Source organism: Stenotrophomonas sp. YJH_SMC_14-1 (genome assembly GCF_059372275.1).
Window position 1 is genome coordinate 634,826 of record NZ_JCAFVK010000002.1, and the last position, 23,603, is coordinate 658,428.

General features: G+C 67.4%; 16 protein-coding genes and 1 riboswitch. Of the genes, 10 read left to right on the forward strand and 6 right to left on the reverse strand.

Features of this window, described 5'->3' with window-relative positions; translation table 11 throughout:
* Positions 1-72: 72 nt before the first annotated feature.
* Positions 73-1,482 carry a multidrug transporter subunit MdtD gene (mdtD, locus tag AC5P9P_RS07920; protein ID WP_010482759.1) on the forward strand — a complete coding sequence of 470 codons (1,410 nt, stop codon included), beginning with the start codon at positions 73-75 and terminating at the stop codon, positions 1,480-1,482.
* 543 nt (positions 1,483-2,025) lie between these two features.
* Here mdtD and AC5P9P_RS07925 read toward each other — a convergent pair.
* Together AC5P9P_RS07925 and AC5P9P_RS07930 are read right to left on the reverse strand one after the other, a co-directional pair.
* The gene (locus AC5P9P_RS07925; protein ID WP_033835392.1) at positions 2,026-5,553 is read right to left on the reverse strand and encodes a hybrid sensor histidine kinase/response regulator; all 3,528 of its coding nucleotides are present in this window, start codon (positions 5,551-5,553) and stop codon (positions 2,026-2,028) included.
* Positions 5,554-5,647: 94 nt separating this feature from the next.
* On the reverse strand, positions 5,648-9,190 hold the full coding sequence (locus tag AC5P9P_RS07930; RefSeq protein ID WP_049432000.1) for a sensor histidine kinase: 3,543 nt from the start codon (positions 9,188-9,190) through the stop codon (positions 5,648-5,650).
* A gap of 164 nt (positions 9,191-9,354) precedes the next feature.
* Between AC5P9P_RS07930 and AC5P9P_RS07935 the strand changes: the two genes are divergently transcribed.
* The 3 genes from AC5P9P_RS07935 to AC5P9P_RS07945 are packed head-to-tail and all read left to right on the forward strand — an operon-like array spanning position 9,355 to position 11,146.
* The gene (locus tag AC5P9P_RS07935) at positions 9,355-9,987 is read left to right on the forward strand and encodes a YceI family protein (protein ID WP_495232679.1); all 633 of its coding nucleotides are present in this window, start codon (positions 9,355-9,357) and stop codon (positions 9,985-9,987) included.
* A gap of 10 nt (positions 9,988-9,997) precedes the next feature.
* Complete coding sequence (locus AC5P9P_RS07940; RefSeq protein WP_049396075.1) at positions 9,998-10,570, forward strand: cytochrome b; 573 nt, start codon at positions 9,998-10,000, stop codon at positions 10,568-10,570.
* Positions 10,571-10,573: 3 nt separating this feature from the next.
* Positions 10,574-11,146, forward strand: coding sequence for a YceI family protein (locus tag AC5P9P_RS07945; RefSeq protein ID WP_005414145.1), 573 nt, complete (start codon positions 10,574-10,576; stop codon positions 11,144-11,146).
* 71 nt (positions 11,147-11,217) lie between these two features.
* On the opposite strand, the gene AC5P9P_RS07950 is transcribed toward AC5P9P_RS07945, so the two are convergent.
* Complete coding sequence (locus AC5P9P_RS07950; RefSeq protein ID WP_024956919.1) at positions 11,218-11,448, reverse strand: glutaredoxin family protein; 231 nt, start codon at positions 11,446-11,448, stop codon at positions 11,218-11,220.
* 100 nt (positions 11,449-11,548) lie between these two features.
* Here AC5P9P_RS07950 and AC5P9P_RS07955 point away from each other — a divergent pair, with 100 nt between their 5' ends.
* Together AC5P9P_RS07955 and AC5P9P_RS07960 are read left to right on the forward strand one after the other, a co-directional pair.
* On the forward strand, positions 11,549-12,931 hold the full coding sequence (locus AC5P9P_RS07955) for an L-serine ammonia-lyase (RefSeq protein WP_024956918.1): 1,383 nt from the start codon (positions 11,549-11,551) through the stop codon (positions 12,929-12,931).
* Positions 12,932-13,134: 203 nt separating this feature from the next.
* Positions 13,135-14,130: an alpha/beta fold hydrolase gene (locus AC5P9P_RS07960; protein WP_012481022.1), complete on the forward strand. Its 996-nt coding sequence runs from the start codon at positions 13,135-13,137 to the stop codon at positions 14,128-14,130.
* 105 nt (positions 14,131-14,235) lie between these two features.
* Here the strand turns inward: AC5P9P_RS07960 and AC5P9P_RS07965 are convergent, their stop codons facing one another.
* Genes AC5P9P_RS07965 through metX form a run of 3 tightly spaced genes read right to left on the reverse strand, consistent with a single transcriptional unit; the run spans position 14,236 to position 17,563 of the window.
* Positions 14,236-15,303 (reverse strand): homoserine dehydrogenase family protein, encoded by a 1,068-nt coding sequence (locus AC5P9P_RS07965; RefSeq protein ID WP_049404532.1) that lies wholly within the window; start codon positions 15,301-15,303, stop codon positions 14,236-14,238.
* On the reverse strand, positions 15,300-16,535 hold the full coding sequence (locus AC5P9P_RS07970) for an O-succinylhomoserine (thiol)-lyase (RefSeq protein WP_049432013.1): 1,236 nt from the start codon (positions 16,533-16,535) through the stop codon (positions 15,300-15,302). Before AC5P9P_RS07970 ends, AC5P9P_RS07965 begins: the two co-directional genes overlap by 4 nt.
* Complete coding sequence (gene metX, locus AC5P9P_RS07975) at positions 16,532-17,563, reverse strand: homoserine O-succinyltransferase MetX (protein WP_005410679.1); 1,032 nt, start codon at positions 17,561-17,563, stop codon at positions 16,532-16,534. The genes AC5P9P_RS07970 and metX overlap by 4 nt, the downstream gene beginning before the upstream one ends.
* A 77-nt stretch (positions 17,564-17,640) precedes the next feature.
* Positions 17,641-17,759, reverse strand: a riboswitch (SAM riboswitch).
* A gap of 148 nt (positions 17,760-17,907) precedes the next feature.
* Here metX and AC5P9P_RS07980 point away from each other — a divergent pair.
* The 4 genes from AC5P9P_RS07980 to AC5P9P_RS07995 all read left to right on the forward strand — a co-directional run bounded on the left by AC5P9P_RS07980 (position 17,908) and on the right by AC5P9P_RS07995 (position 23,350).
* Positions 17,908-18,789 (forward strand): M23 family metallopeptidase, encoded by an 882-nt coding sequence (locus tag AC5P9P_RS07980; RefSeq protein ID WP_495232680.1) that lies wholly within the window; start codon positions 17,908-17,910, stop codon positions 18,787-18,789.
* Positions 18,790-18,855: 66 nt separating this feature from the next.
* Positions 18,856-20,460 (forward strand): peptide chain release factor 3, encoded by a 1,605-nt coding sequence (locus tag AC5P9P_RS07985; RefSeq protein ID WP_049404528.1) that lies wholly within the window; start codon positions 18,856-18,858, stop codon positions 20,458-20,460.
* 204 nt (positions 20,461-20,664) lie between these two features.
* Positions 20,665-21,303 carry a PAQR family membrane homeostasis protein TrhA gene (gene trhA / locus AC5P9P_RS07990; protein WP_010482744.1) on the forward strand — a complete coding sequence of 213 codons (639 nt, stop codon included), beginning with the start codon at positions 20,665-20,667 and terminating at the stop codon, positions 21,301-21,303.
* A 73-nt stretch (positions 21,304-21,376) separates the two neighbouring features.
* The gene (locus AC5P9P_RS07995; protein ID WP_495232681.1) at positions 21,377-23,350 is read left to right on the forward strand and encodes an AsmA family protein; all 1,974 of its coding nucleotides are present in this window, start codon (positions 21,377-21,379) and stop codon (positions 23,348-23,350) included.
* Positions 23,351-23,603: the final 253 nt, after the last annotated feature.

Below are 23,603 nucleotides of genomic sequence, written 5' to 3' on the forward strand. Positions count from 1 at the left end.
GCGCGATGTTGATCGCGCCGTGACCCACAGTGCGCGATCATGGCATCCCCCACGCTGCACCGGCCGCACCCCATGTCCACATCGCCATCGACCTACAACCGCCAGCGCCCCCTGCTGTGGCTGGTGTCCTTGGCGATCTTCATGCAGATGCTGGACTCGACCATCGTCAACACGGCATTGCCGGCGATGGCGGCCAGCCTGGGCGAAAGCCCGCTGCAGATGCAGTCGGTGGTGTTCAGCTACGCGCTGGCGGTGGCCACCTTCATTCCCGCCTCGGGCTGGATCGCTGACCGCTACGGCACCCGTCGCACCTTCCTGGTGGCGATCATTCTGTTCACCCTCGGCTCGCTGGCCTGCGCGCTGGCCCAGCACCTGCACCAGCTGGTCGGTGCGCGCGTGCTGCAGGGCATCGGCGGCGCAATGCTGCTGCCGGTCGGCCGGCTGGCAGTGATGCGATCAGTGCCGCGCGAGGATTTCCTGCGCGCGATGAGCTTCATCGCCATCCCGGCCCTGGTCGGCCCGCTGATCGGCCCCACGCTGGGCGGCTGGCTGGTGGAGATCGCCTCGTGGCACTGGGTGTTCCTGATCAACCTGCCGATCGGCGTGATCGGATTCATCGCCGCGATGAAGATCATGCCCGACCACTACGCCAGCCATCGCACCCGTTTCGACCTGCGTGGCTACATCATGCTGGCCTTCGCGATGGTGGTGCTGTCACTGGCACTGGACGGCATCTCCGGACTGGGCACGCCACACGCGTTGGTGATGCTGATGACCGTTGCAGGGCTGGCGGCGCTGGTGGGTTACTGGCTGCACGCTGCCAATTCGACGGCGCCGTTGTTCTCGCTGGCGCTGTTCCGCGTACCCAGCTACCGCATCGGCATTCTCGGCAATCTTTTCTCGCGCATCGGCAGCAGCGCCATGCCGATGCTGATCCCGTTGCTGCTGCAGGTCGGCCTGGGCCTGGGCCCGATGAACGCCGGCCTGATGATGGTGCCGGTGGCAGCCGCCGGCATGGTCTCAAAGAAACTGGCGGTGAAGCTGGTGGAGCGCTACGGCTACCGCCGCGTGCTGATGGTCAACACCGTGCTGGTGGGCCTGGCGATGGCCAGCTTCATCCTGATGACACCCGGCCAGCACCTGGCCTGGCGCCTGTTGCAGCTTGCGTTCTTCGGCGCGGTCAATTCGCTGCAGTTCACCGTGATGAACACCGTGACCCTGCGCGATCTGGACCGTGAGTTCGCCAGTTCCGGCAACAGCCTGCTGTCGATGGTGATGATGCTCGCCGCCGGCTTTGGTGCTGCTGCGGCCGGCAGCCTGCTGGCCGCGTTCGGCAACCACCTGGACAGCAACAGCGCCACCGCCGCGCTGCATGCCACGTTCCTGTGCGTGGGCGCGATCACCCTGACCTCGACGATGATCTTCTGGCAGCTGCCCGATACCAAGCCGGAGCCACGGCAGGTCGAACACGTTGCGGAGTGAGGGTGCTTCGGCAGGGCCTGCGGCCCTGTACCCGCAGAAGCCGAAGCAACAGCAACAGCGAGCATTCCGTGGGTTGGCGGGGCGGTGTGGGCTTGCAGCACACGCCGTAAACCCATCCCTGGGGGCTCGATGGCGCCATCCATGGCGCCAACGGTCCTGCAAGCCCACACCGCCCCACCTCTGACAGGTTCACGCGGCTGTGGGTAACAGCGACTGTTGGAACGCGCGGTTGTTGGTAGGTGTCGACCTTGGTCGACACATCTGTCAGATCTCGAATTCCAGATTGGGGTCAGAGCCCGTTGCGCAGCAACGGGATCCGACCCTGTGCTCCGACAGATCGCGGAAAACTGTCGAAGGCGGGGTGGGTCCGGTTGCGGGAGTGTCCGCGGCATGGATGCCGCGGCCAAGCCCCCATGGATGGGTTCACGGCGTCTCCCGCAACCGGATCCACCCCGCCATCCCACAGGACGCCAGCTTTTGCTTCGGCTGTTGCTGTTGCTCCGGCTTGCAGCAGGTGCAGGGCTGCAAGCCCTGCAATAAACCCTACCTGCCCATCGCCCTGGCGATCGCTTCCACCAGCAGTTCACCGGTCACCGGCTTGCGCAGGAAACCACCGATGCCGGCCGCTTCCACCTGCTGCTGAAGGTCCGGATCGGTCCGTGCCGTCACGGCGAGCAGTGGCAGCATGTAGCCTTGGTTGCGCAGGTGCTGGGCCAGCTCGAAGCCGCTCAGGCCCGGCAGGTCCAGATCCAGCAGGCCGACGTCGAAATCCCCTGCGCTGATCTCGCGCAGTGCCGCCAGCGCATGGCCCGCATGCACCACTTCATGGCCGCGCGCACTCAAAAGCCCGCGCACCACATCAGCCACGGTTGCATCATCCTCGACCAGCAGCACGCGCAATGGCGGCATGTTGGCCGCATCCTCGCGGTGCACTTCGCCCTCGGACTCTGCATTGGCATCGACCACCAGCGGCAACGGCAGGGTCACGCCAAAACACGTGCCGCGGCCGAGCTGGCTCTCCACCTGGATACGCCCCTGCATCGCCTGCGCCAGTTCGCGGCAGATCGCCAGGCCCAGGCCGCTGCCGCCGTACTGCGCCGCGGTGCGGGCGCCATCGGCCTGCTCGAAGCGGCGGAACAGGCGCTGCTGCTGTTCCTGGCTGATGCCCGGCCCGGTGTCGCGCACTTCGAAATGCAACGCGCGCAGCTCGCCGTCGCTGCGCGCATGCAGGGTGATGGTTCCGCGGCTGGTGAACTTGACCGCGTTGGAGAGCAGGTTGAGCAGGATCTGCCTTACCCGCATCGCATCGCCGGTCGCCTGCAGGCCCGGCGGCAACTGGTTGTCGAGGGTGAAGCGCAGGCCCTTCTGCGCTGCCAGCGGTCCCATCAGCGCAGCCAGGTCCTGCAGCAGGCAGCTCAGCGCGAACGGCTTGGACTGCAGCTCCAGCCGTCCGGATTCGATCCGTGCCAGGTCCAGTGCATCGTTGACCAGGTGAAGCAGGTGTTCGCCGGCGTGCCGGATCGACTGCGTGTAACCGCGCTGCTGCGGGTCCAGCGGCGAGGCCAGCAGCAGTTCGCTCATGCCGAGCACACCGGTCATCGGCGTGCGGATTTCGTGGCCGAGATTGGCCAGGAAGCGGGTCTTGGCCGCCGAGGCCTGTTCGGCCAGTTCCTGTTTATGCAGTGCCAGCTGATAGGCATGGCGCCGCTGCAGGCGACGGCGATACAACCAGGCAAACCAACTGGTCAGCAGAAGCGCGATCGAGGCCAGCACCAGCAGCCCGGACAGGCTGCGCCACCACGGTGGCTGTACACGGAATTCCAGGCTCTGCACCCGCGACCAGACATGGTCGGCCGAGCGCGCCTGTACCTCCAGGCGGTAGCTGCCCGGCGGCAGGCGCGAGAACAGGCGCTCACCAGCCGGCCCCACTTCCACCCAATCGGGGTCGTAGCCGGCCAGGCGGTAGCGGTAGCTGTTGGAGGCCGAATCGGCGAATGACAACAATCGCGCGACGATGCGCAGGTCACGGTCACCATCGGCAATCTGCAAGGGCGTGTCGTGGGTCAGGTCGAGTACCTGCTCGTTGCGGCGGACTTCGACCCGTTCGATCACCAACGGCGCCCGCCGCACCGACGGCCGCACCTGTTCCGGGTCGAACACCACCACGCCGGCCGGGGTACCGGCCACCAGATGGCCATCGCCGGACATCGTCAACGTGTGCTCGCGGAACTCCTGGCTGGGCAGGCCGTCGTGGACGCCGTACAGGCGCACGCTCTGGCCGTCGGCGCCAACCCGGACCAGGCCGCGCGCACTGGTGGCCCAGGCCACCCCCTGTGCGTCGACCACCAGCCCGGAAGCGGAGATCGCCGGGTAACCCTGCTCCGCGCCGACCACGGCCTGCCGTTCAAGCCGGCCCTGGCTCCAGCGGTAGCGCGACAGGCGGCCATCCTCCGACAGCCAGACCTGGCCATCGCGGCCCACGTGCAACGCATGGATCGCGGTCGCCGGCGCGCCCGGCACCGGCTGGAAGCGCTCGCTTTCCGGCAGCCACTGCAGCAGGCCACGGCTACTGGCCAGCCAGATGTGGTCCTGCGGCCCGCATTCCACATCCAGGTTGAGCTGGCCCTGCTGCAGGCCGCGCTGGCCGTTTTCCAGCTGGCGGCGCAGGCGACCGTCGAGGTCACGCTGCTGCAGGCCTGCAGGCAACATCAACCATAGACTGTCGCCGTCACAGGTCATCATCGACTCGATGACCCCTTCCATGGTCGCGTCGGCCCCGGCATCACGGCCCCAGCGACGTAGCTCACGTCGCTTCGGGTCATAGCGCAGCAACGCATCGGTCGAGCCGATCCAGACCTGGCCGCGGCGATCCTCGCGTACCGAGGACAGCCAGTACATGCCATTGACCCAGGTGCGGTGCTGCTCGATCTTGCCGGTCCTGGGATCGAACCGGTCCAGCGCGCCGTGGCTGCCGACCGTCCAGATGCCGCCATTGCTGGAAGGGCTGGTGCCGAGCACGAAGGCATTGCGCAGCGAACCGGTGTCATCCTCCAATCGCGACAGCACCGAGAACTGCCACCAGCGCGGCAGCAGATGCCACAGGCCGGCATTGGTACTGGCCAACCAGATGCCGCCTTCGCGGTCCTCGTAGGCGCCCGTCCAGTTCGGCCGCACCGGCCCGCGCGCAACGGCGCTGTACAGCGGAACGGTCTGGTACTGCCCATCCACGGCCCGACCAAGCCCGGTACGGGTATCCAACCAATGCCCGCCCTGTTCATCGCGCAGCATCATGCCGAGCACCTGCTCGCCTGGCGGCAGTTTCCAGGGCGGCGATTCAAAACGCCCGTCGGGGCGACGCACCGTGGCGCCGGCCATCGTACTGATCCACAGGCTGCCATCGGGTTCGCTGGTCAACCCATTGATCAGCAGGCTGGGAATGACGTCGGTGCCGACCCGCTCGAAGTCGGTGCCGGTCCAGCGCGCCACGCCATGCTTGGTGCCGACCCACAGGCTGCCATCGGCCAGCGTAGCCAGGTACGGCACCGAGGCGGCAGGCAGGCTGCGGGGATTGTTGGCCTCGGGCAGGAAACGCTGCAGGCGGTCCTGGCTGTCCAGCCGGTACAGCCCACCTTCGTGGGTGCCGAACCAGATCGCACCGTCCGGCGTGGTCGCCAGGCTCCAGACCGTGTTGGTCCCCATCAACGGCTGGCTGCTGCGGTCGTAGAAATGCAGCTGGCGGCGGTCGGCCGACATCCGTACCAGGCCCGCGTTCTCGGTCCCGATCCAGAGCTGGTTGCGCGCATCGACCAGGACCGTCCAGATGCGGTTGTCGCGCAGGCCATCCTCAGAACGCCAGATCCGGTAGTTGCGCCCGTCGTAACGGGCCAGGCCGTCGTTGGTGGCGATCCACAGGTAGCCATAGCGGTCTTCGGCCATGCGGTTGACGGTATTGGACGGCAGGCCGTCGAATACCGTCACCTGGCGCGGGCTCGGTGGCACCGGCTGCGCGGCAGCGGGTGACAGGCCGCACAGGAGGATCAGCAGCAGCATTGCCGCCCGCAGATACACCACCGATTGCCTCCTCACGCTGCCTGATGATTCCCGCGCCGCGGGCGTCGGCATGGTAAACCGAAAGTCGCGCCGTTCACGCCCGGCGTCGACGTTTTCAAGGTGTGGTCTGTCGTTTGGCGCGAGCCTGGATGATCGCTGCCACCAGCATGTCGCCGGTCACCGGCTTGCGCAGGAAACCATCGAAACCGGCAGCGAGCACCTGCGATTCGGCATACGCATCGGAGCGGGCGGTCACCGCCACCAGTGGCAGTTCGTAGCCCAGGGTGCGCAGCTGGCGGGCGATCGCAGTGCCGTCCAGCGCAGGCAGGTCGAGATCGAGCAGGCCGACATCGAAGCCGTCGGTAGCGATCTCCGACAAAGCCCCCAGGCCATGCAGCACATGCACCACCTCATGGCCGCGGCTGCGCAGCAGGCCGGCGATGACCTCGGCCACGGTGGCATCGTCCTCCACCAGCAGGATGCGCAGTGGCGGCAGCATCGGCAGTGCCGGCGCTTCGCCCGTGGCGGCTGCCTGCCGGGTCCAGGGCAGCGGCAACCGCACCCGGAAACGCGCGCCCTTGCCTGGCTGGCTGTCCACTTCAATGCGCCCGCCCATCGCCACGGCCAGCTCCTGGCAGATCGCCAGGCCCAGCCCGCTTCCACCATAGCGCGAGGCCGTGCGCGGCCCCTCCGCCTGTTCGAATCGGTGGAACAGCCGCTCCTGCTGCTCGGCATTGATACCCGGACCACTGTCGTGCACTTCGAAGCAGAGACCGCCGCCGTTCTCTTCCAGGTGCACGGCCAGGCCGACATGACCGCGCTCGGTGAATTTGATGGCATTGCCCAGCAGGTTGAGCAGGATCTGCCGCACGCGCATCTCGTCGCCACTGACGCTGATCGGGCCGGGCGGATCGTCGCCACGCTGGAAATCCAGCTTGCGCTGTTTCGCCATGGGCTGCATCAGCGCCTGCACCTGGTCGAGCAGGCCGGCCAGGTCGAACGGACGCAGATCCAGCTCCAGTCGACCGGCTTCGATGCGCGCGAGGTCCAGCGCATCGTTGACCAACCGCAGCAGATGGCTGCCGGCCTGCTGGATGGAGCCGGCATAGCTGCGCTGCACCGGGTCCAGCGGTGTGGCCAGCAGCAACTCGCTCATGCCAAGCACGCCGGTCATCGGCGTGCGCACTTCATGCCCCAGCGTGGCCAGGAACCGGCTCTTGGCCTGCGAGGCCTGTTCGGCCAGCTCCTGCTTGTGCACGGTCAGCTGCCATTGCTGGCGACGGCGCAGGCGCGCACGGATCGACCAGACCAGGACGAGCAGCAGCAGCGAACCGATCAGGATGTAGCCGAAGATCGCCATGCCGCTGCGCCACCAGGGTGGCAGCACCTTCACCTGCAGCTGCTGCGAAGGCGTCCATGCACCATTGGCGGTGGCCGCCTGCACTTCGATGACGTAGCTGCCGGTCGGCAGTCGCGACAGCGTGCGCTGGCCGTCGCCGCCCTGCTCCACCCAGTTCTGGTCATACCCGCGTACCCGGAAGCGGTAGCGGTTGCCCTGGGGATTGGCATACGACAACAACCGTGCATCGATCTGCAGGTCGCGATCATCCGGTCCCAGCAGCAGGGTGCCGGTGTTCGGCAGCGGCTGCCAGCCGCGTGCATCGTCGCGGCGCACGCGCACCTCGGCAATCACCAGCGACGACCCGGGCAGCACCACGTCGTCGGCATTCACGTCGAATGCAACCAGGCCGGTCTGGGCGACGGCCAGAACGCGACCATCGGCATTCACCGCTGGCGGCCGGCTGGTGAACTCGGCATCGGACAGGCCATCGCGTTCATTGAACAACTGCAGGCGTCGTGCTTTCGGGTCCCAGCGCAGCAGGCCGCGCGGCGTGGTCGCCCACACCCGGCCATTGTCGGCCAATGCCAGGCCCCCCATGCTGACCGGCGGCACACCGGCGCTTCCATCAATGCGCTGGATCAGGCGCAGGCTCATGCCATCCCACTGGTAGCGCTCCAGCGCGCCCTGGCGGGCCAGCCACAACTGCTGCGGATCCACCCACACCAGGTCGTAGATCAGCCCGCGCGAGACCCCCGGCACCGCTTCGAAGCGACCGGCCTGCTCACGCCAGATGCCCATGTCGCCCATCACCCATGCCTTGCCATGGGCATCGAAGCGGATCTGCTCGATGGGTGAGTCGGCCGCCTTGCGGAAATCGTCGAGAGGATAGCTGCGCAGCACCCGGCCCTCCGCACTGCGCTGCTGCAGGCCCAGGTTCATCACCGAAAGCCAGACCGTGCCATCGGGTGCCTGCCGCATCAGGTCGATGCGCTGGCGCAGATCGGCGCCTCCACCGATGTGCCAGTCGTGCAGCGCGCGGGTGGCCGGGTCATACACGCTGATGCGGCCGGCACGCCCCAGCCACAGGCGCCCGTCCGACCGCGGCAGTACCGACCACACCGCACCGCTGCCGATCTCGCGGTCGCTGGCCAGCAGGCGCAACGTGCCATGCGCGTCCAGCTGATACACGCCGTGCGCCGAACCCACGTAGTAGTTCTGGCCATCACTGGCCGCGCCCAGCAGGTACTGGCTGTCCAGCGGCTTGCCATCGAGCTGGTTCCAGATCGAGAAGCGGCGCCAGTCCGGCGGGAGGTAGGCCAGTCCCTGGGTCAGCAGGGCGACCCACAATCCGCCCTCATGGTCCTGCAGCAGATCGAGCACACCGCTCTGTGCAGTGAGGAACCCACTGCCGCGGTCGCCGTCGAGCCGCCATAGCGCACTTGCGTCGCCACGCAGCAGGCCATCGGACGTGCCCGCCCAGTACCCGCCCTGTCGATCGGCCAGCACCAGCGCCGAGCGCAGGCCGGCGCTGTCGCTCCAGCGCGGACGACTGACCCGGTCCTGCGCATCGATGCGGTACAGGCCATCGTTCTGGCTGCCGACCCAGATCGAGCCATCCGGATCGCGGCTCATCCGCAGCACGCTCAATGCGCCCAGCGCGTGTGGTGCCACGGGCTCGAAGTCACGGCCATTCCAGCGTGCGACGCCGGCCTCGGTACCGATCCACAGGCGCCCCCGCGCATCGACCAGACTGCTGTAGATGGTGTTGCTGGGCAGGCCGTCGGCACGGGCCGGGTCGTGCTTGAAGAAGCGCAGACTGCCGTCCTCCCCGAACCGGCAGATACCCTGGCTGCTGGTGCCGATCCACAACGCATCCCCGGCGTAGGCCAGCGTCCAGAACTGGCCCAGGCACGGACCATTGACCGCATCGAAGGTCTTGAACCGCTCGCGGTCGGCATCCAGGCGGGCCACGCCCTTGCCATTGATGCCCACCCACACACGGTCCAGCGGATCGACCAGCAGGGTCTCGATCTCGTTGCCGGGCAACGAACCGGGCTGTTCCGGGTCATGTTCCCAGACCCGCAGCGAGCTGCCGTCGTAGCGCACCAGACCGCCATCGGTTGCGGCCCAGACATGGCCCTGGCGGTCCTCGGCCAGCGCCAGCACCATGCGCGAAGGCATGCCTTCGGCGGCACCGAAGCGCCGCAGGCGTGGTGTTTCTGCCATGTCCAGGGCTGCAGCCGCCGTGGCAGACGCCAACAGCAGCAGCCCCGTTGCCGCGATGCCCAGGCACCACAGGCGCCAGCTGCTCGTCATCCTGAACCCCCTGTCCTGTCCCGATTGTCACACAGGGCCGGGGTCATGGCTGCAACAGCCTGTTGCCGGGGCAGGACCACCACGAACTGTTGCAGCCATGCACGCATCCTTGGCAGGGGCCTGTGCGTATGATCACAGCGTCCCCCTTCCGGAGCCCGCCATCGATGCGTCCCTGCCTGGCCCTGCTGCCGATGCTGCTCGCCACCGCTCCCGCCTGGGCGGATGCAGATACCTATCGCCTCGATCCGGTGCACACGCGTGTGCTGTTCAGCATCGACCACGCGGGCTACTCGCAGGCGATGGGCACGGTCTCCGGCAGTGAGGGCCGCCTGCAGTTCGATCCCGACAACTGGCGCGAGGCCACACTGGATGTCGAGGTCCCCGTGTCGCGATTGGACCTTGGCGATGCCAAATGGAACCAGGCCACGCTGGCCCGCAGCCTTCTGGATGGCGAGCGTTTCCCGAAGGCACATTTCGTCTCCAGCCGGATCGAACCGATCGATGCCAGGCGCGCCCGCGTGATCGGCACCCTGACCCTGCGCGGGGTCAGCCGAGAGATCACGCTGGACGTGACCCTCAACGCCATCAAGCGCTACCCCCTCCCCCCGTTCCGACGCACCGCCGGTTTTTCCGCCAGCACCACGCTGAGCCGGCGCGCGTTCGGCATCACCGCCTGGCCGGGCGTCATCGGTGATGCAGTACAGCTGAGGATCGAGGCCGAAGCCACCCTCGACCGCAGCGACGCCCCGGGAACTCCCGCTCCCGTTCCACACTCCGACCCCAAGACGGCCCCCTAGAGGACCCTTCATGACCGCCAAGAACACCCCCGCCGCCTGGGGGAGTGTCAGCCAGATCCTGCATTGGTTGATCGCATTGCTGATCCTCGCCCTGGGCGTGGTCGGCCTGACCATGGGCGAACTGCCCAAGACCCCCAAGTATTTCTGGGTCTATACCGCGCACAAATCGATCGGCATCACCGTGCTGGCGCTCGTGCTCTTCCGCCTCGGCTGGCGCCTGTATGCCGGTGCCCCCAAGCCGGTGCCGGGCGTGCCCAGCTGGCAGGAACGCATCGCCAGTGCCACCCACGTGCTGCTCTACGTGCTGATGTTCGCCATCCCGCTGTCGGGGTGGCTGTACGACTCGGCCAGCGGCCTGCGCCCGTTCCGCTGGTTCGGCCTGGTCGACGTGCCCAAGCTGAGCGCCCCCGACCCGCAGGTGGTCGCGGTATCGCATGCCATCCACGAGTACGGCTTCTGGCTGTTGATCGCGGTGGTGCTGGCCCATGCCGGCGCTGCCTTCTACCACCACCTGTTCCAGCGCGATGCGACCTTGTCCCGCATGTTGCCGCGCGGCTGGCTTGCCTCCCCTCAGAAGGACTGACCGATGAACCTGAAACTGACCACTCCGGCCGCCGTGGCCGCCGCCCTGGCCGGCATGCTGGCCACCACCCCGGTGTTCGCCGCCGACTACGCACAGGCGCCCGGCGCCGGCTCGATCCTGGTGTTCGCCACCAAGTACGACGGCGAAGTGTTTACCGGCAGCTTCCCGGGCTTTGCCACCAAGCTCAGCTTCGACCCGGCCAATCCTGCCGCCGGTTCGCTGGACGTGGTGATCCCGCTGGCCGGCGCCAAGAGCGGCAACAGCGACCGTGACTCGACCCTGCAGACCGCCGACTTCTTCAATGTTGGCAAGTTCGCCACCGCACGCTACACCGCCAAGGGCTTCCGCGCGGTGGGCAATGACCAGTTCGCCGCCGATGGCACACTGGAACTGCGGGGCGTCAGCAAGCCGGTCACCCTCACCTTCACCTGGAAGCCGGGCACCCAGCCGGTGCTGACCGGCAAGGCCACGGTCAAGCGCCTGGACTTCGGCGTCGGCGGCGGCGACTGGGCCGACACCAAGACCATCCCGGACGAAACCGCGATCAGCACGATCGTGAAGTTCGACGCGAAATAAACCGCGTCTGGTAGTGCCGGCCGCTGGCCGGCATCACCGGGCGTCGCGGGGTTGCCGGCCAACGGCCGGCACTACCGGTCGACGGCCAGCCAGGCCTGCACTGTGGCCGCGTCGAACGGCCAGTCCAGCTCACGACCGCCAGTCTCGTCACGCAGCACCGGCACCCGCGCGCCGTAGCGCGCTTCCAGCGCAGGCTGATCGTCCAGGAACACCGATTCGAACTCCGGTGCCCGCGCCTTGGCCAGCTCGGCCAGGGCCATGTCGCACAGGTGGCAGTCATCGCGCTGGAACAGGGTCAACACCGGTTTTGCTCCCTCTGCCGAAATGCTGCGCCGCAGCCATGGAAGTGCGGCGTGAACCGCTAGAATAGCGGTCTCCTCCGGTACCCGCAGTACGGCAACCATGGCTGTCAGCACGTTCGACGTTTTCAAGATCGGCATTGGCCCGAGCTCCTCGCACACCGTCGGGCCGATGAAGGCCGCCGAGCGATTCATCCATCGCTGGCTGCTTGACCCGGGCCGCCTGCACGAGGTCGCGCGCATCCGCGCCGATGTCTATGGCTCGCTGGCGCTGACCGGCCGCGGCCATGGCACCGACAAGGCGATCCTGCTGGGCCTGGAAGGCCAGCGGCCGAACCTGATCGATCCGGACATCATTCCGGCCACCCTGGAGCGCATCCGCAGCAGCAAGCGCATCCAGCTGATGGGCCAGCACGAGATCGCCTTCGACGAGAAGCGCGACCTCGGCATGAACAAGCGCCAGAAGTTGCCGTACCACACCAACGGCATGCGTTTCACCGCGTACAACGCCGAGGATGAAGTGATCGCCACCCGTGACTATTACTCGGTCGGTGGCGGCTTCGTGGTCAACCAGGACGACGCGGCCGATGACCGCATCGTGCCCGACGAGACCCCGCTGCCCTACCCGTTCAAGAGCGGCGACGAGCTGCTGGCGCAGACCGCGCGCAGCGGCCTGAGCATCGCCCAGCTGATGTTCGAGAACGAGAAGTGCTGGCGCAGCGAAGACGAGATCCGCGCCAACCTGCGCGAGATCTGGAGCGCGATGCAGTCGTGCGTGGCGCGCGGCATCCGCGAGGAAGGCGTGCTGCCGGGTGGCCTGAAGGTCGGCCGTCGTGCACCGGCGCTGTACCGCGAGCTGTCGTCGAAGCCGGAAGCAGCGATGCGCGATCCGCTGACCACGCTGGACTGGGTCAACCTGTACGCGCTGGCGGTGAACGAAGAGAACGCCGCCGGTGGTCGCGTGGTGACTGCGCCGACCAACGGCGCTGCCGGCGTGCTGCCGGCGGTGCTGCATTACTTCGACCGTTTCTGCCCCGGCGCCAACGAACAGCGCGTATTCGACTTCCTGCTGACCTCGGCAGCGATCGGCATCCTGTACAAGGAAAACGCCTCGATCTCCGGCGCCGAAGTGGGCTGCCAGGGCGAAGTGGGCGTGGCCTGCTCGATGGCGGCCGGTGGCCTGGTCGCAGCGCTGGGTGGCAACCCGAGCCAGATCGAGAACGCCGCGGAAATCGGCATGGAACACAACCTCGGCCTGACCTGTGACCCGATCGGCGGGCTGGTGCAGATCCCCTGCATCGAGCGCAATGCGATGGGCGCGGTGAAGGCGATCAATGCCTCGCGCATGGCGATGCGCGGCGACGGCAAGCACAAGGTGTCGCTGGACAAGGTGATCAAGACCATGCGCGATACCGGCCGCGACATGCAGGACAAGTACAAGGAAACCAGCCGTGGCGGCCTGGCGGTGAACGTCATCGAGTGTTGAGGTCGACCGGTCCCGGCGCGATGGCGCCGGGCCGCAGGTAGAGTCGACCGTTGGTCGACTATCGCGCGCGGCGCGGGATTTTCGCTCGTTGTGGGGAAGGTAGTCGCCTAACAGTCGACTCTACCTCGTCGCCCTTGCCCGGTCGGACGACACCGTCACTGCGTTCCGGTTAGGCTCGGGGCTCCCCTACCCAGGACTGCCCCATGCGCGTTATCGCTGCCGCCCTGCTTGCCTGCCTTCCACTGCCTGCGCTGGCCGCACCCACTTACGGGCCGCGGCTGGAGGGTTTCGACTACGGCTATCCAGTGAAGACCTTCGCGCTGGAATCGCAGCGGCAGCCGCTGGAAATGGCCTACCTCGACATCGCGCCGAAGAAGGCACCCATCGGCGTGGTGGTGCTGCTGCACGGCAAGAACTTCTGTGCCGCCACCTGGAAGGAATCGATCAAGCCACTGGTTGCCGCCGGCTATCGGGTGATCGCCCCGGACCAGGTGGGCTTCTGCAAATCCAGCAAGCCCGAGCGTTACCAGTATTCGTTCGCGCAGCTGGCCGCCAACACCCATGCCCTGCTGCAACAGCTGCAACTGGGTGATGTCCCGGTGCACCTGGTCGGTCATTCGATGGGCGGCATGCTGGCGGTGCGCTATGCGCTGATGTTCCCGCAGGACCTGCGCAGCCTGTCACTGGTCAACCCGATCGGGCTGGAAGACTGGAAGGCGCTGGGTGTTCCCTGGCGCAGCGTGGACGCGTGGTACGCCGGCGAAATGAACATCAGCTATGACAGCATCCGCCGCTACCAGCTGGACGTGTACTACGACGGAAAATGGAAGCCGGCGTATGAACCGTGGGCACGGATGCAGTCGGGCATGTACGAAGGGCCCGGCAAGCAGGCCGTTGCATGGAGCCAGGCACTGGCCTCGGACATGGTGTTCAACCAGCCGGTGGTCTACGAACTCAAGAATGTTCAGGTGCCGACCACGCTGTTCATCGGCCAGAAGGACCGCACCGCGATCGGTCGCGACCTGGCGCCACCAGCGGTGAAGGCGACGCTGGGCAACTATCCGGTGCTCGGGAAGGCGGCAGCCGCGGCGATTCCCGGCGCGACGCTGATCGAGTTCGCCGAACTGGGCCATTCGCCGCAGGTGCAGGACCCGAAGCAGTTCAACGCGGCGTTGCTGAAGGCATTGAAGGCGCATTGAACGGCAGCCCTCCCCTGTAGAGTCGAGCCATGTTCGGCTTATCCAGCAAGAGGGATCTAGCCAGTAGCAGCCGAGCATGGGCTCGGCTCTACAGAAGCAGTGCGATCAGCCGACGATCCGCAACACGTCATCCAGCAGCGCGGCGGCGGTGACTTCCGCGCCCGCGCCCGGGCCCTGGATCAACAACGGCTGGCGGTGATAGCGATCGCTGTGGATGGCCACCCGATTGTCGGTGCCCGCGCCCTGCGCCAACGGGTGATCGGCAGGCAACTCACGCAGGCCCACCTGCGCACCCTCGCCATCAACACGGCCAACGAAACGCAGCACGCGGCCATTGTCATGCGCCTGCTGCCAGCGCGCCTGCAACGGCGCATCCAGCTGCTCGAGCGCCGCCACCGCATCCTCCAGCGGCAGCGCTGCCAGCGCTTCAGGCACCAGTGAATCCACCTCTACCTGCGACGCATCCAGCGCCAACCCGCTGCTGCGAGCGAGGATCAGCAGCTTGCGACGCACGTCTTCACCGGAAAGGTCCAGGCGCGGATCGGGCTCGGTGTAGCCGGCAGCCAGCGCCTCGCGCACCGCCGCCGAGAACGGCGACTGGCCGTCATAACGATGGAACAGCCACGCCAGCGAACCGGACAGCACGCCTTCGATGGCATGGATGTGATCGCCACCGGCCACCAGTGCACGCAGGCTGCTCAACAGCGGCAGGCCCGCGCCCACCGTCGCGCTGTCGCCATAGCGTGCGCCACTGTCGGCACAGCTTTCCGCAATGGCCTGCGCGCGGGCCAGCTGCGCACCACGCCCCAGCTTGTTGGCGGTCACCACATGCACGCCCCGCGCCAGCCACTGCACGTGGCGCGCGGCCACGTCTTCGCTGGCGGTGGCGTCGACCACCACGTCGCCACGCTCCAGTCCTTCCGCACTCGCCCACGGTGGCGAACTCTGGCCATCGCGCGGTGCACGCCGTGCCAGTTCCAGCGGCAAGGCCAGGTCACGATCGATCTCCAGCGCAGTGCGTGAATTGGCCAGCCACTGCACGCTGGGCAGTTCCAGCCCACGCGCCCGCAATGCCTGGTAACGCTGTACGAAGGCCGAGCCGACCGTGCCGGTGCCCAGCAGCGCCAGGCGTCCCACGCCCAGAGCAGGAATTTCTGCGGCGAGCGCGCTCATGCATCCACCACCTGTTTGCGGCGCGCAGCCGCATCAATCACCGCTTCGGCACGCTGCAGCGCGGCGCCGAGATCGGCCAACAGGTCACGCTCGGCCTCGATACCAACGGACAGGCGCAGCAGGCCTTCGCTGATGCCGGCCGCAGCACGCGCTTCGGCGGTCATCGCCGCATGGGTCATGGTGGCGGGGTGCGCGATCAGGCTTTCGACGCCGCCCAGCGATTCGGCCAGGGTGAAACAGCGCAGGCCATCGACGAACGCGCGCACCGCCGCGTGCGGATCATCACCCGCGCAGTGCGCCAGTTCGAACGACAGCATCGCGCCAAAGCCACTCTGCTGGCGAGCAGCGATGGAGTGGCCCGGGTGATCGGCCAGACCCGGATAATAGACGCGGCCGACCGCCGGATGCTGATCCAGCAGCGCAACGATCGACGTGGTGTTCTCCTGATGCACGCGCAGGCGCGCATCCAGCGTGCGCAGGCCACGCAGGGTCAGGAAGGCATCAAACGGCGAACCCGTCAGGCCCAGCGCGTTGCCCCACCACACCAGCTGCTCATGCAGTGCCGGATCGCGCGCGACGACCGCACCACCCACCACGTCGCTGTGGCCGTTGATGTACTTGGTGGTGGAATGCAGCACCAGATCCGCACCGAACGACAGTGGTTGCTGCAGGGCCGGCGACAGGAAGGTGTTGTCGACCACAACCAGAGCACCTGCCTTGTGCGCGGCATCGATGACGAAGCGCAGGTCGGTGATGCGCAGCAGCGGATTGGACGGCGTTTCCACCAGCACCAGCTTCGGCTGGGTGGCCAGCGACTGCGACAGCGCGCGCGGATCGGTCAGGTCGGCGGTGACCAGCTCGAAATGGCCCTTCTTCGCCAGCGCATTGAACAGCCGCCAGCTGCCACCGTACGCGTCGTGCGGCACGACCAGGGTATCGCCCGGCTGAAGCAGCGCGTTCAGCACCAGGTTGATCGCGCCCATGCCGGTGGCGGTGATCACGCCGCCCGCACCGCCTTCCAGCTCGGCCAGCGCTTCACCCAACAGGTCGCGGGTCGGGTTGCCACTGCGCGTGTAGTCGTACTGGCGCTTGTTGCCGAAGCCTTCAAAGCTGAAGTTCGACGACAGCACGATCGGCGGCGTGACCGCGCCATGCGCGGTGTCCCGATCGATGCCGGCACGGACGGCGGCAGTGGTGCGGCTACAGGACGGCTCGTTGGCGTGCAGGCTCATGCGGACTCTCCAGAGGTGCGGAAGGCGGTGGCGAGGATCGCGTCGATGCGATCGGTTTCTTTGAGGAAGGCGTCGTGGCCATAGGGCGAGCGCAGCACGCGCAGGCTTCCGCGCGGCCCCAGCCCCTCGACCAGGCCGACCAGGTCGGCCAGCGGCACCAGGCGGTCACCCTCCACCGCGACCACCACGGTCGGCGGCAGGATGGCGGCGGGGTCCACGCGGTGCAGGTCGATCGATTCGGACAGGCGCAGGTAGGCGGTCACCGGCGTGCGCGCGACGTACTGCGCGCCGGCGGCGTCCAGATAGTCCTCGGCGGCGACCCGCACGCGGCCGTTGATCACTTCCGGCGCGGCGTCGAAGCGCTCGCCGAACTCTTCCGGGGTGCGGTAGCTGAGCATGGCGAACTGCCGGGCCAGCGCCAGGCCGTGGTCTTCGCCGCACTGCAGTTGGCCGAGGGCGACGGCGCGGCGCTGCAGTGCGCGCCAGGCCGCGGCATACGGGTGCGGACGATGCGCGCCGCTGGCCAGCACCAGCTGGCGCACCCGGGCTCGATGACGGATCGCGAACTGCTGGCCGACCAGCGCGCCATACGAGTAGCCGACGAAGGCCTTCAGCGTGCGGATACCCAGATGATCCAGCAGCAGTGCCAGCGCATCGGCCTGGTCAGCGGTATCGATCGGCACGTCCAACGCACCGTCGGCCCCGATGAAGTCGAACGCCAGTACGCGCAACTGCTGCGGATCCAGCGTGCGACCACTGCCGACCAGGTCTTCGGCCCAGCCCTTCTCGCTGAACTGTGCGTTGGACGCCACATGGCGATGGGCGGAGATGCCGCCGGCCAGCACCACCACCGGCGCATTGGCCGGGCCGACCCACTCATAGCGCAGGCGCACCGGGCTGGGGCCAGCGTGACGCATCGACAGCACCGCGGCGAACTCACCGCGCTCGGCATGCACGCGGTCTTCGACCGGCACGCTGACGGGGACAAAGGGTTCGGGGCGAACGGCGGTACTGGCAGCGAAGCTCATGGCGGGATCCGGTTGGGGAATCGGCCATCGAGCCTTCGCGGGGCTCGCGTTCGAGATGCACGTGCGGTGCATGGATCGAACCATCTTTCGGTGGACGCCACGGTCCCCGCAGGATTTGGCACCTACGCGAACGCTTTCGCATCCGCGGGCTGCCCCGGCTTCAAAGGGCCTGTCCCTCTGCCGGTCTCGATGGTGAGGCCACGATGCCAGCGCTTCCGGGCGCTGTCAATCCCTTCATGCGGATAAAGCGATGAATATTTTCGCAACAGGTATGCGAGAGGCGTCGCGGTCGCTCCGTTCAGGATCGGGTACAGTCCGGACGGTCCGTTTTCCTGAATCCGCTGATGCCACGCCTGCCCTTGACCTGCCTGCTCCTGCCGCTGCTGGCCAGCGCCTCTGCCGGCGCCAGCGACTGGCGCCAGGGCTGGGGGATGCTGCCGAAGGCGCCTGCCCCCGCCAGCGCGGAGGCGAAGGCCCCCCTTCCGATGGCCCAGCTGCGCCTGCAGTCGATCGGCGAACAGTGGCAGGCCCGGATCGACAACACCCTGGCCGGGCCGTTGCAGATCGAACTGCGCGCCGCCCCTGGGCACCCGGTCGACGGCTTGCCGGTGCAGTCACTGATACAGGGCGACAGCAGCCTGGTCGTCGGCCACCTCCCCGCGCCGGTCAACGGCCCGATGCTGGACCTGCGCCTGCAGTCGGTACCAGGCAACCCCGCCGCACAGGCCGAGGATGTGGCCTACCGCCTGCCCTTCGATGATGCACGCCCGCGCGTGGACCAGGCGCCGCAGGGCCGGTTCAGCCACGACGACGAGGAAAACCGCGACGCGGTCGACTTCGCACTGCCGGAGGGCACACTGGTGCTGGCCGCGCGCGAGGGCACGGTGATGCAGATCCAGGATGGCTTCCGAGGCAACGGCCAGGACCGCGAACGTGATGGTGCCCGCGCCAACTTCATCCGCGTGCTGCACAGCGACGGCAGCATGGCCCTGTACGGCCACCTGCAGGCCGGCGGCATGCGCGTGCGTCGCGGCCAGGCGGTGGGCACCGGGCAGCCGATCGGCCTGTCCGGCAACAGCGGCTTCAGCAGCGCACCGCACCTGCACTTCGTGGTGCAGGTCAACCGCGGCATGGGCCTGCGTTCGGTGCCGGCACGCATCTTCGCCGAGCAGGGCCAGCTGCAGTTCGCCCGCCAGGGCGAGGCCGAGGGCGGCATCGGGCGCTGAACGGCCCCGGCCGGTATAATCGGGCGCTTATCTCTTTGAAAAGCGCCCCGGGCGGGCGCCACTGCCATGTCCGAAGTCGCCAACGAAGCGTCGCGTCGCCGCACCTTCGCCATCATTTCCCATCCTGACGCCGGCAAGACCACGCTGACCGAAAAGCTGCTGCTGTTCGGAGGCGCGATCCAGATGGCCGGTTCGGTCAAGGGCCGCAAGGCCGCCCGCCACGCCACCTCCGACTGGATGGCATTGGAAAAGGAACGCGGCATCTCCGTCACCTCTTCGGTGATGCAGTTCCCGTACGAAGACAAGATCGTCAACCTGCTCGACACCCCCGGCCACGCCGACTTCGGCGAGGACACCTACCGCGTGCTGACTGCGGTGGACTCGGCGCTGATGGTGATCGACGTGGCCAAGGGCGTGGAAGAGCGCACCATCAAGCTGATGGAAGTGTGCCGCCTGCGCGATACCCCGATCATGACCTTCATCAACAAGCTCGACCGCGAGGGCAAGGACCCGATCGAGCTGCTGGATGAAGTGGAAACCGTGCTGGGCATCCAGTGCGCCCCGGTCACCTGGCCGATCGGCATGGGCCAGCGCCTGAAGGGCGTGGTGCATCTGCTCACCGGCGAAGTGCACCTGTACGAACCGGGCCGCAACTTCACCCGCCAGGACTCGACCATCTTCCCGTCCATCGATGCCCCCGGCCTGGCCGAGAAGATCGGTGCACAGATGCTGGCCGACCTGCGCGACGAACTGGAACTGGTGCAGGGCGCCAGCCACCCGTTCGACCTGGAGGCCTACCGCGCCGGCAAGCAGACCCCGGTGTTCTTCGGCTCGGGCGTGAACAACTTCGGCGTGCAGCCGCTGCTGGACTTCTTCGTCGAGCATGCGCCGTCGCCGCAGGCACGCTCCACCACCGGCCGCGAGATTGCCCCGGAAGAGAACAAGCTGACCGGCTTCGTGTTCAAGATCCAGGCCAACATGGACCCGCAGCACCGTGACCGCGTGGCGTTCATGCGCGTCTGCTCGGGCCGTTTCAGCGCCGGCATGAAGACCTTCCACGTGCGCACCGGCAAGGAAATGAAGCTGGCCAACGCGCTGACCTTCATGGCCAGCGATCGTGAAATCGCCGCCGAAGCGTGGCCGGGCGATGTGATCGGCATCCACAACCACGGCACCATTTCCATCGGCGATACCTTCACCGAAGGCGAAGCGGTCACCTTCACCGGTATTCCGAACTTCGCCCCGGAGCTGTTCCGTCGCGCACGCCTGCGTGATCCGCTCAAGCTCAAGCAGCTGCAGAAGGGCCTGGCCCAGCTGTCCGAGGAAGGTGCGACCCAGTTCTTCCGCCCGCTGACCAGCAACGACCTGATCCTGGGTGCGGTCGGTGTGCTGCAGTTCGACGTGGCCGCGTACCGCCTGAAGGACGAGTACGGCGTGGAAGCCACCTTCGAGCCGGTCAGCGTGACTACTGCGCGTTGGGTCCACTGCAGCAACGAAAAGAAGCTGGAAGAGTTCCGCGAGAAGAACGCACTGAACCTGGCACTGGATGCGGCCGGCCACCTGGTCTACCTGGCACCGACCCGGGTCAACCTTCAGCTGGCGCAGGAACGCTCGCCGGACGTGCGCTTCTCGGCCACCCGCGAAGCGGCGCATACGGTTTCGGCGGGCTGATGCCACGCGGTCGGATCCCTTTCCGCAGGAAAGGGCTCTGACTCCTGCAGTGCCGGGCGTTCATCCACGCATGGCGTGGATCTACCATGGACCCGGCGCAGGCCGGCAATTCATCGACCATACGGTGACGGGCGTGCAGACGCCGCCCATCGCGGCGATGATAGGGGGGTGCGGGTCCCCCTCCCCGCGAACGATGCCTACGCCATGTCCACGACTTCCGTTGCTTCGATCCGCGAAGAAATCGCCAGCGCCCTGACCCACGGCCTCGGTGCCGTGCTCGCCCTGGGCGCCGGTGCGGTACTGATCACCCTGGCCGCCATCTACAGCGATGGCTGGCAGCTGGCCGGCGCGATCGTATTCGGCATTGCGCTTCTGCTGCTGTACACCGCCTCCACGCTGTACCACGCCATCCAGCACCCGGTCGCCAAGGGCCGCCTGAAGGTGTTCGACCACTGCGCAATCTACGTATTGATCGCCGGCACCTATACCCCGTTCACCCTGATCGGCCTGCGTGGCCCGTGGGGCTGGGGCCTGTTCGCCGCGATCTGGACCCTGGCCCTGGCCGGGGTGGTGTTCAAGCTGTTCTACACCGGCCGCTTCAAGGCGCTTTCCACCGGCATCTACATCGCCATGGGCTGGCTGGTGATCGTGGCCATCAAGCCGATGCTGGCCTCGATCGACGGCTGGACGCTGGGCTGGCTGCTGGCCGGCGGCCTGTCGTACACGCTGGGCACCTATTTCTATCACCGCGAATCGATCCCCTATTCGCACGCGATCTGGCACCTGTTCGTGATCGGCGGCAGCGTCTGCCACTTCGTCGCGGTGACCATGCAGGTGCTGTAACGGCGCGGGTTGTGCACACCACGCACATGGACGCTTCGCGCCCCGTCCACGATGAAGGGGCAACCATGGCAGCGTGAATGCTGCCGCCTCCCCTGCCGCAACGCGCGCTTGCCGCTGGCGCCTCCGCAGACCTGGCCCGCGCGGCCGGCGCTGGCTCACGGTCCTGGTCTTCCTGCTGGCAGTGATCCTGGTGGTGATCGCGCTGTGGGACTGGAACTGGTTCAAGGGTCCGGTCGAGCGCGCGGTGCATGCACGCACCGGTCGTGCACTGCACATCGGCCACCTGGATGTCGACCTCGGCCGCACCAGCACCATCCGTGCCGATGCGATCACTTTCGCCAATGCCGCCTGGGCGAAGCAGCCGAATATGGCCACGGCCGACCGCGTCGAGATCGACGTGCGGGTATGGCCCCTGCTGCGCGGCAGCGTGCAGCTGCCGGAAGTGCGCCTGACCCGACCGGACGTGCTGCTGGAAACCGCCCCGCGCAAGGGCGAGCCGGGCAACTGGGATTTCCTCGGTGACAGCGCTGGCGGCACCAGCCCGCAACTCAAGCGCCTGCGCATCGACGACGGCCGGCTGCAGTTCCTCGACGCACTGGGCCGCACCGACATCCGCGTGGGCGTGCGCAGCGGCCAACCGAAACAGGCCGATGCCTCGCCGCCGCTGCTGGTGCGGGGCAAGGGCCGCTGGCAGGGCAACCCGTTCACCCTCCAGGGCGGTACCGAATCACCGCTGGAACTGACCGACAGCGACCACCCGTTCCGCATCCACCTCGACGGCCGCGCCGGTGCCACCCACGCAGTGGCCCGCGGCACGCTCACCAACCCCTTCCAGCTGCGCGTGTTCGACCTGCAGTTCGCGCTCAGTGGCCAGGATCTGGCCGATCTCTACCCGCTGCTCGGCATCGCCATCCCGCCCTCACCGCCCTATGCGTTGGACGGACGCCTGAAGCGCGACCACAACGTCTGGCGCTACGACAGCTTCACCGGCAAGGTCGGTGACAGCGACCTCGCTGGCAACCTGCAGTTCGAGGTGGGACGCGACCGTCCACGGCTGACCGCGACACTGGAATCCAGGCGCCTGGACTTCGATGACCTGGCCGGCTTCGTCGGCGCGCCACCGAAGACCGGCGGCGGCGAAACCGCCAACGCAGAACAGAAGGCCGAGGCCGCACGCGTTGCTGCCCGTGCACGCGTGCTGCCCGACACGCCCTACAACCTCGGCAAGCTGCGTGCGATGGATGCCGACGTGCGCTGGAAGGCCCACCGCATCAACGCGCCCTCGTTGCCACTGGACGACATGGACGCGCACCTGCTGCTGGATGACGGCGTGCTGCGGCTGGACCCGCTGAACTTCGGCGTGGCCGGCGGCGATATCCGCAGCACGATCCGCATGGATGCACGTCAGCCGCAGATCCGCACCGCGCTGAAGGCCAGCGTGCGCGGCGTGCAGCTGGGCCAGCTGCTCCCGGACGCGAAGCTGGCCGAGCAGGCCAAGGGCGGCATCGGCGGCGAAGTGGACCTGAGCGGCCGTGGCAACTCGATCGCCGCGATGCTGGGCAGCAGCGATGGCAAGGTCGGCCTGGCGATGGGCCGCGGCCATGTCGGTAACCTGGTAATGGAACTGGCGGGGCTGGACATTACCGAATCGCTGAAATTCCTGGTGACCGGCGACAAGCAGATCCCCCTGCGCTGCGCCTTCGCCGACTTCGGCGTGCGCGACGGCCTGATGACCAGCCAGGCACTGGCGGTGGATACCACCGACACGATCCTCATCGGCGAAGGCACGGTCAGCCTGCGCGACGAGACCCTGGACCTGCTGCTGAAACCGCGCCCTAAGGACAAGAGCATCCTGGTGCTGCGCTCTCCGCTGCGTATCAGTGGCACGTTCAAGGACCCGTCGTTCCGCCCGGACTTCAAGGCGCTGGGTATTCGTGGCGCCGTGGCCCTGGCGCTGGGCAGCATCGCCCCGCCGGCGGCGTTGCTGGCGACGATCGAACTGGGGCCGGGGAAGGATGCCGACTGCGGGGGGCAGTATGCGAAGTAGGTTTACAGCGTTGTTCGCGGCGCCTGCATTGATCGCGGCCTGAGGGGGACGGGTGACGCAGGCAGGACACGCCGCAAGTACGTCCCTGTAGGCTCGATGGCGCCATCCATGGCGCCAACGGTCCTGCCTGCGTCACCCGTCCCCCTTCCGACAGTTTCCTGCGCGCGCGGAACGAGAGCGGAAATTCAAAGTCAAAAGAAAAAAGCAAAGTCAAAAGCTGTTGCCAACCAAGGTTGGCCGCTACCAAGGGCGA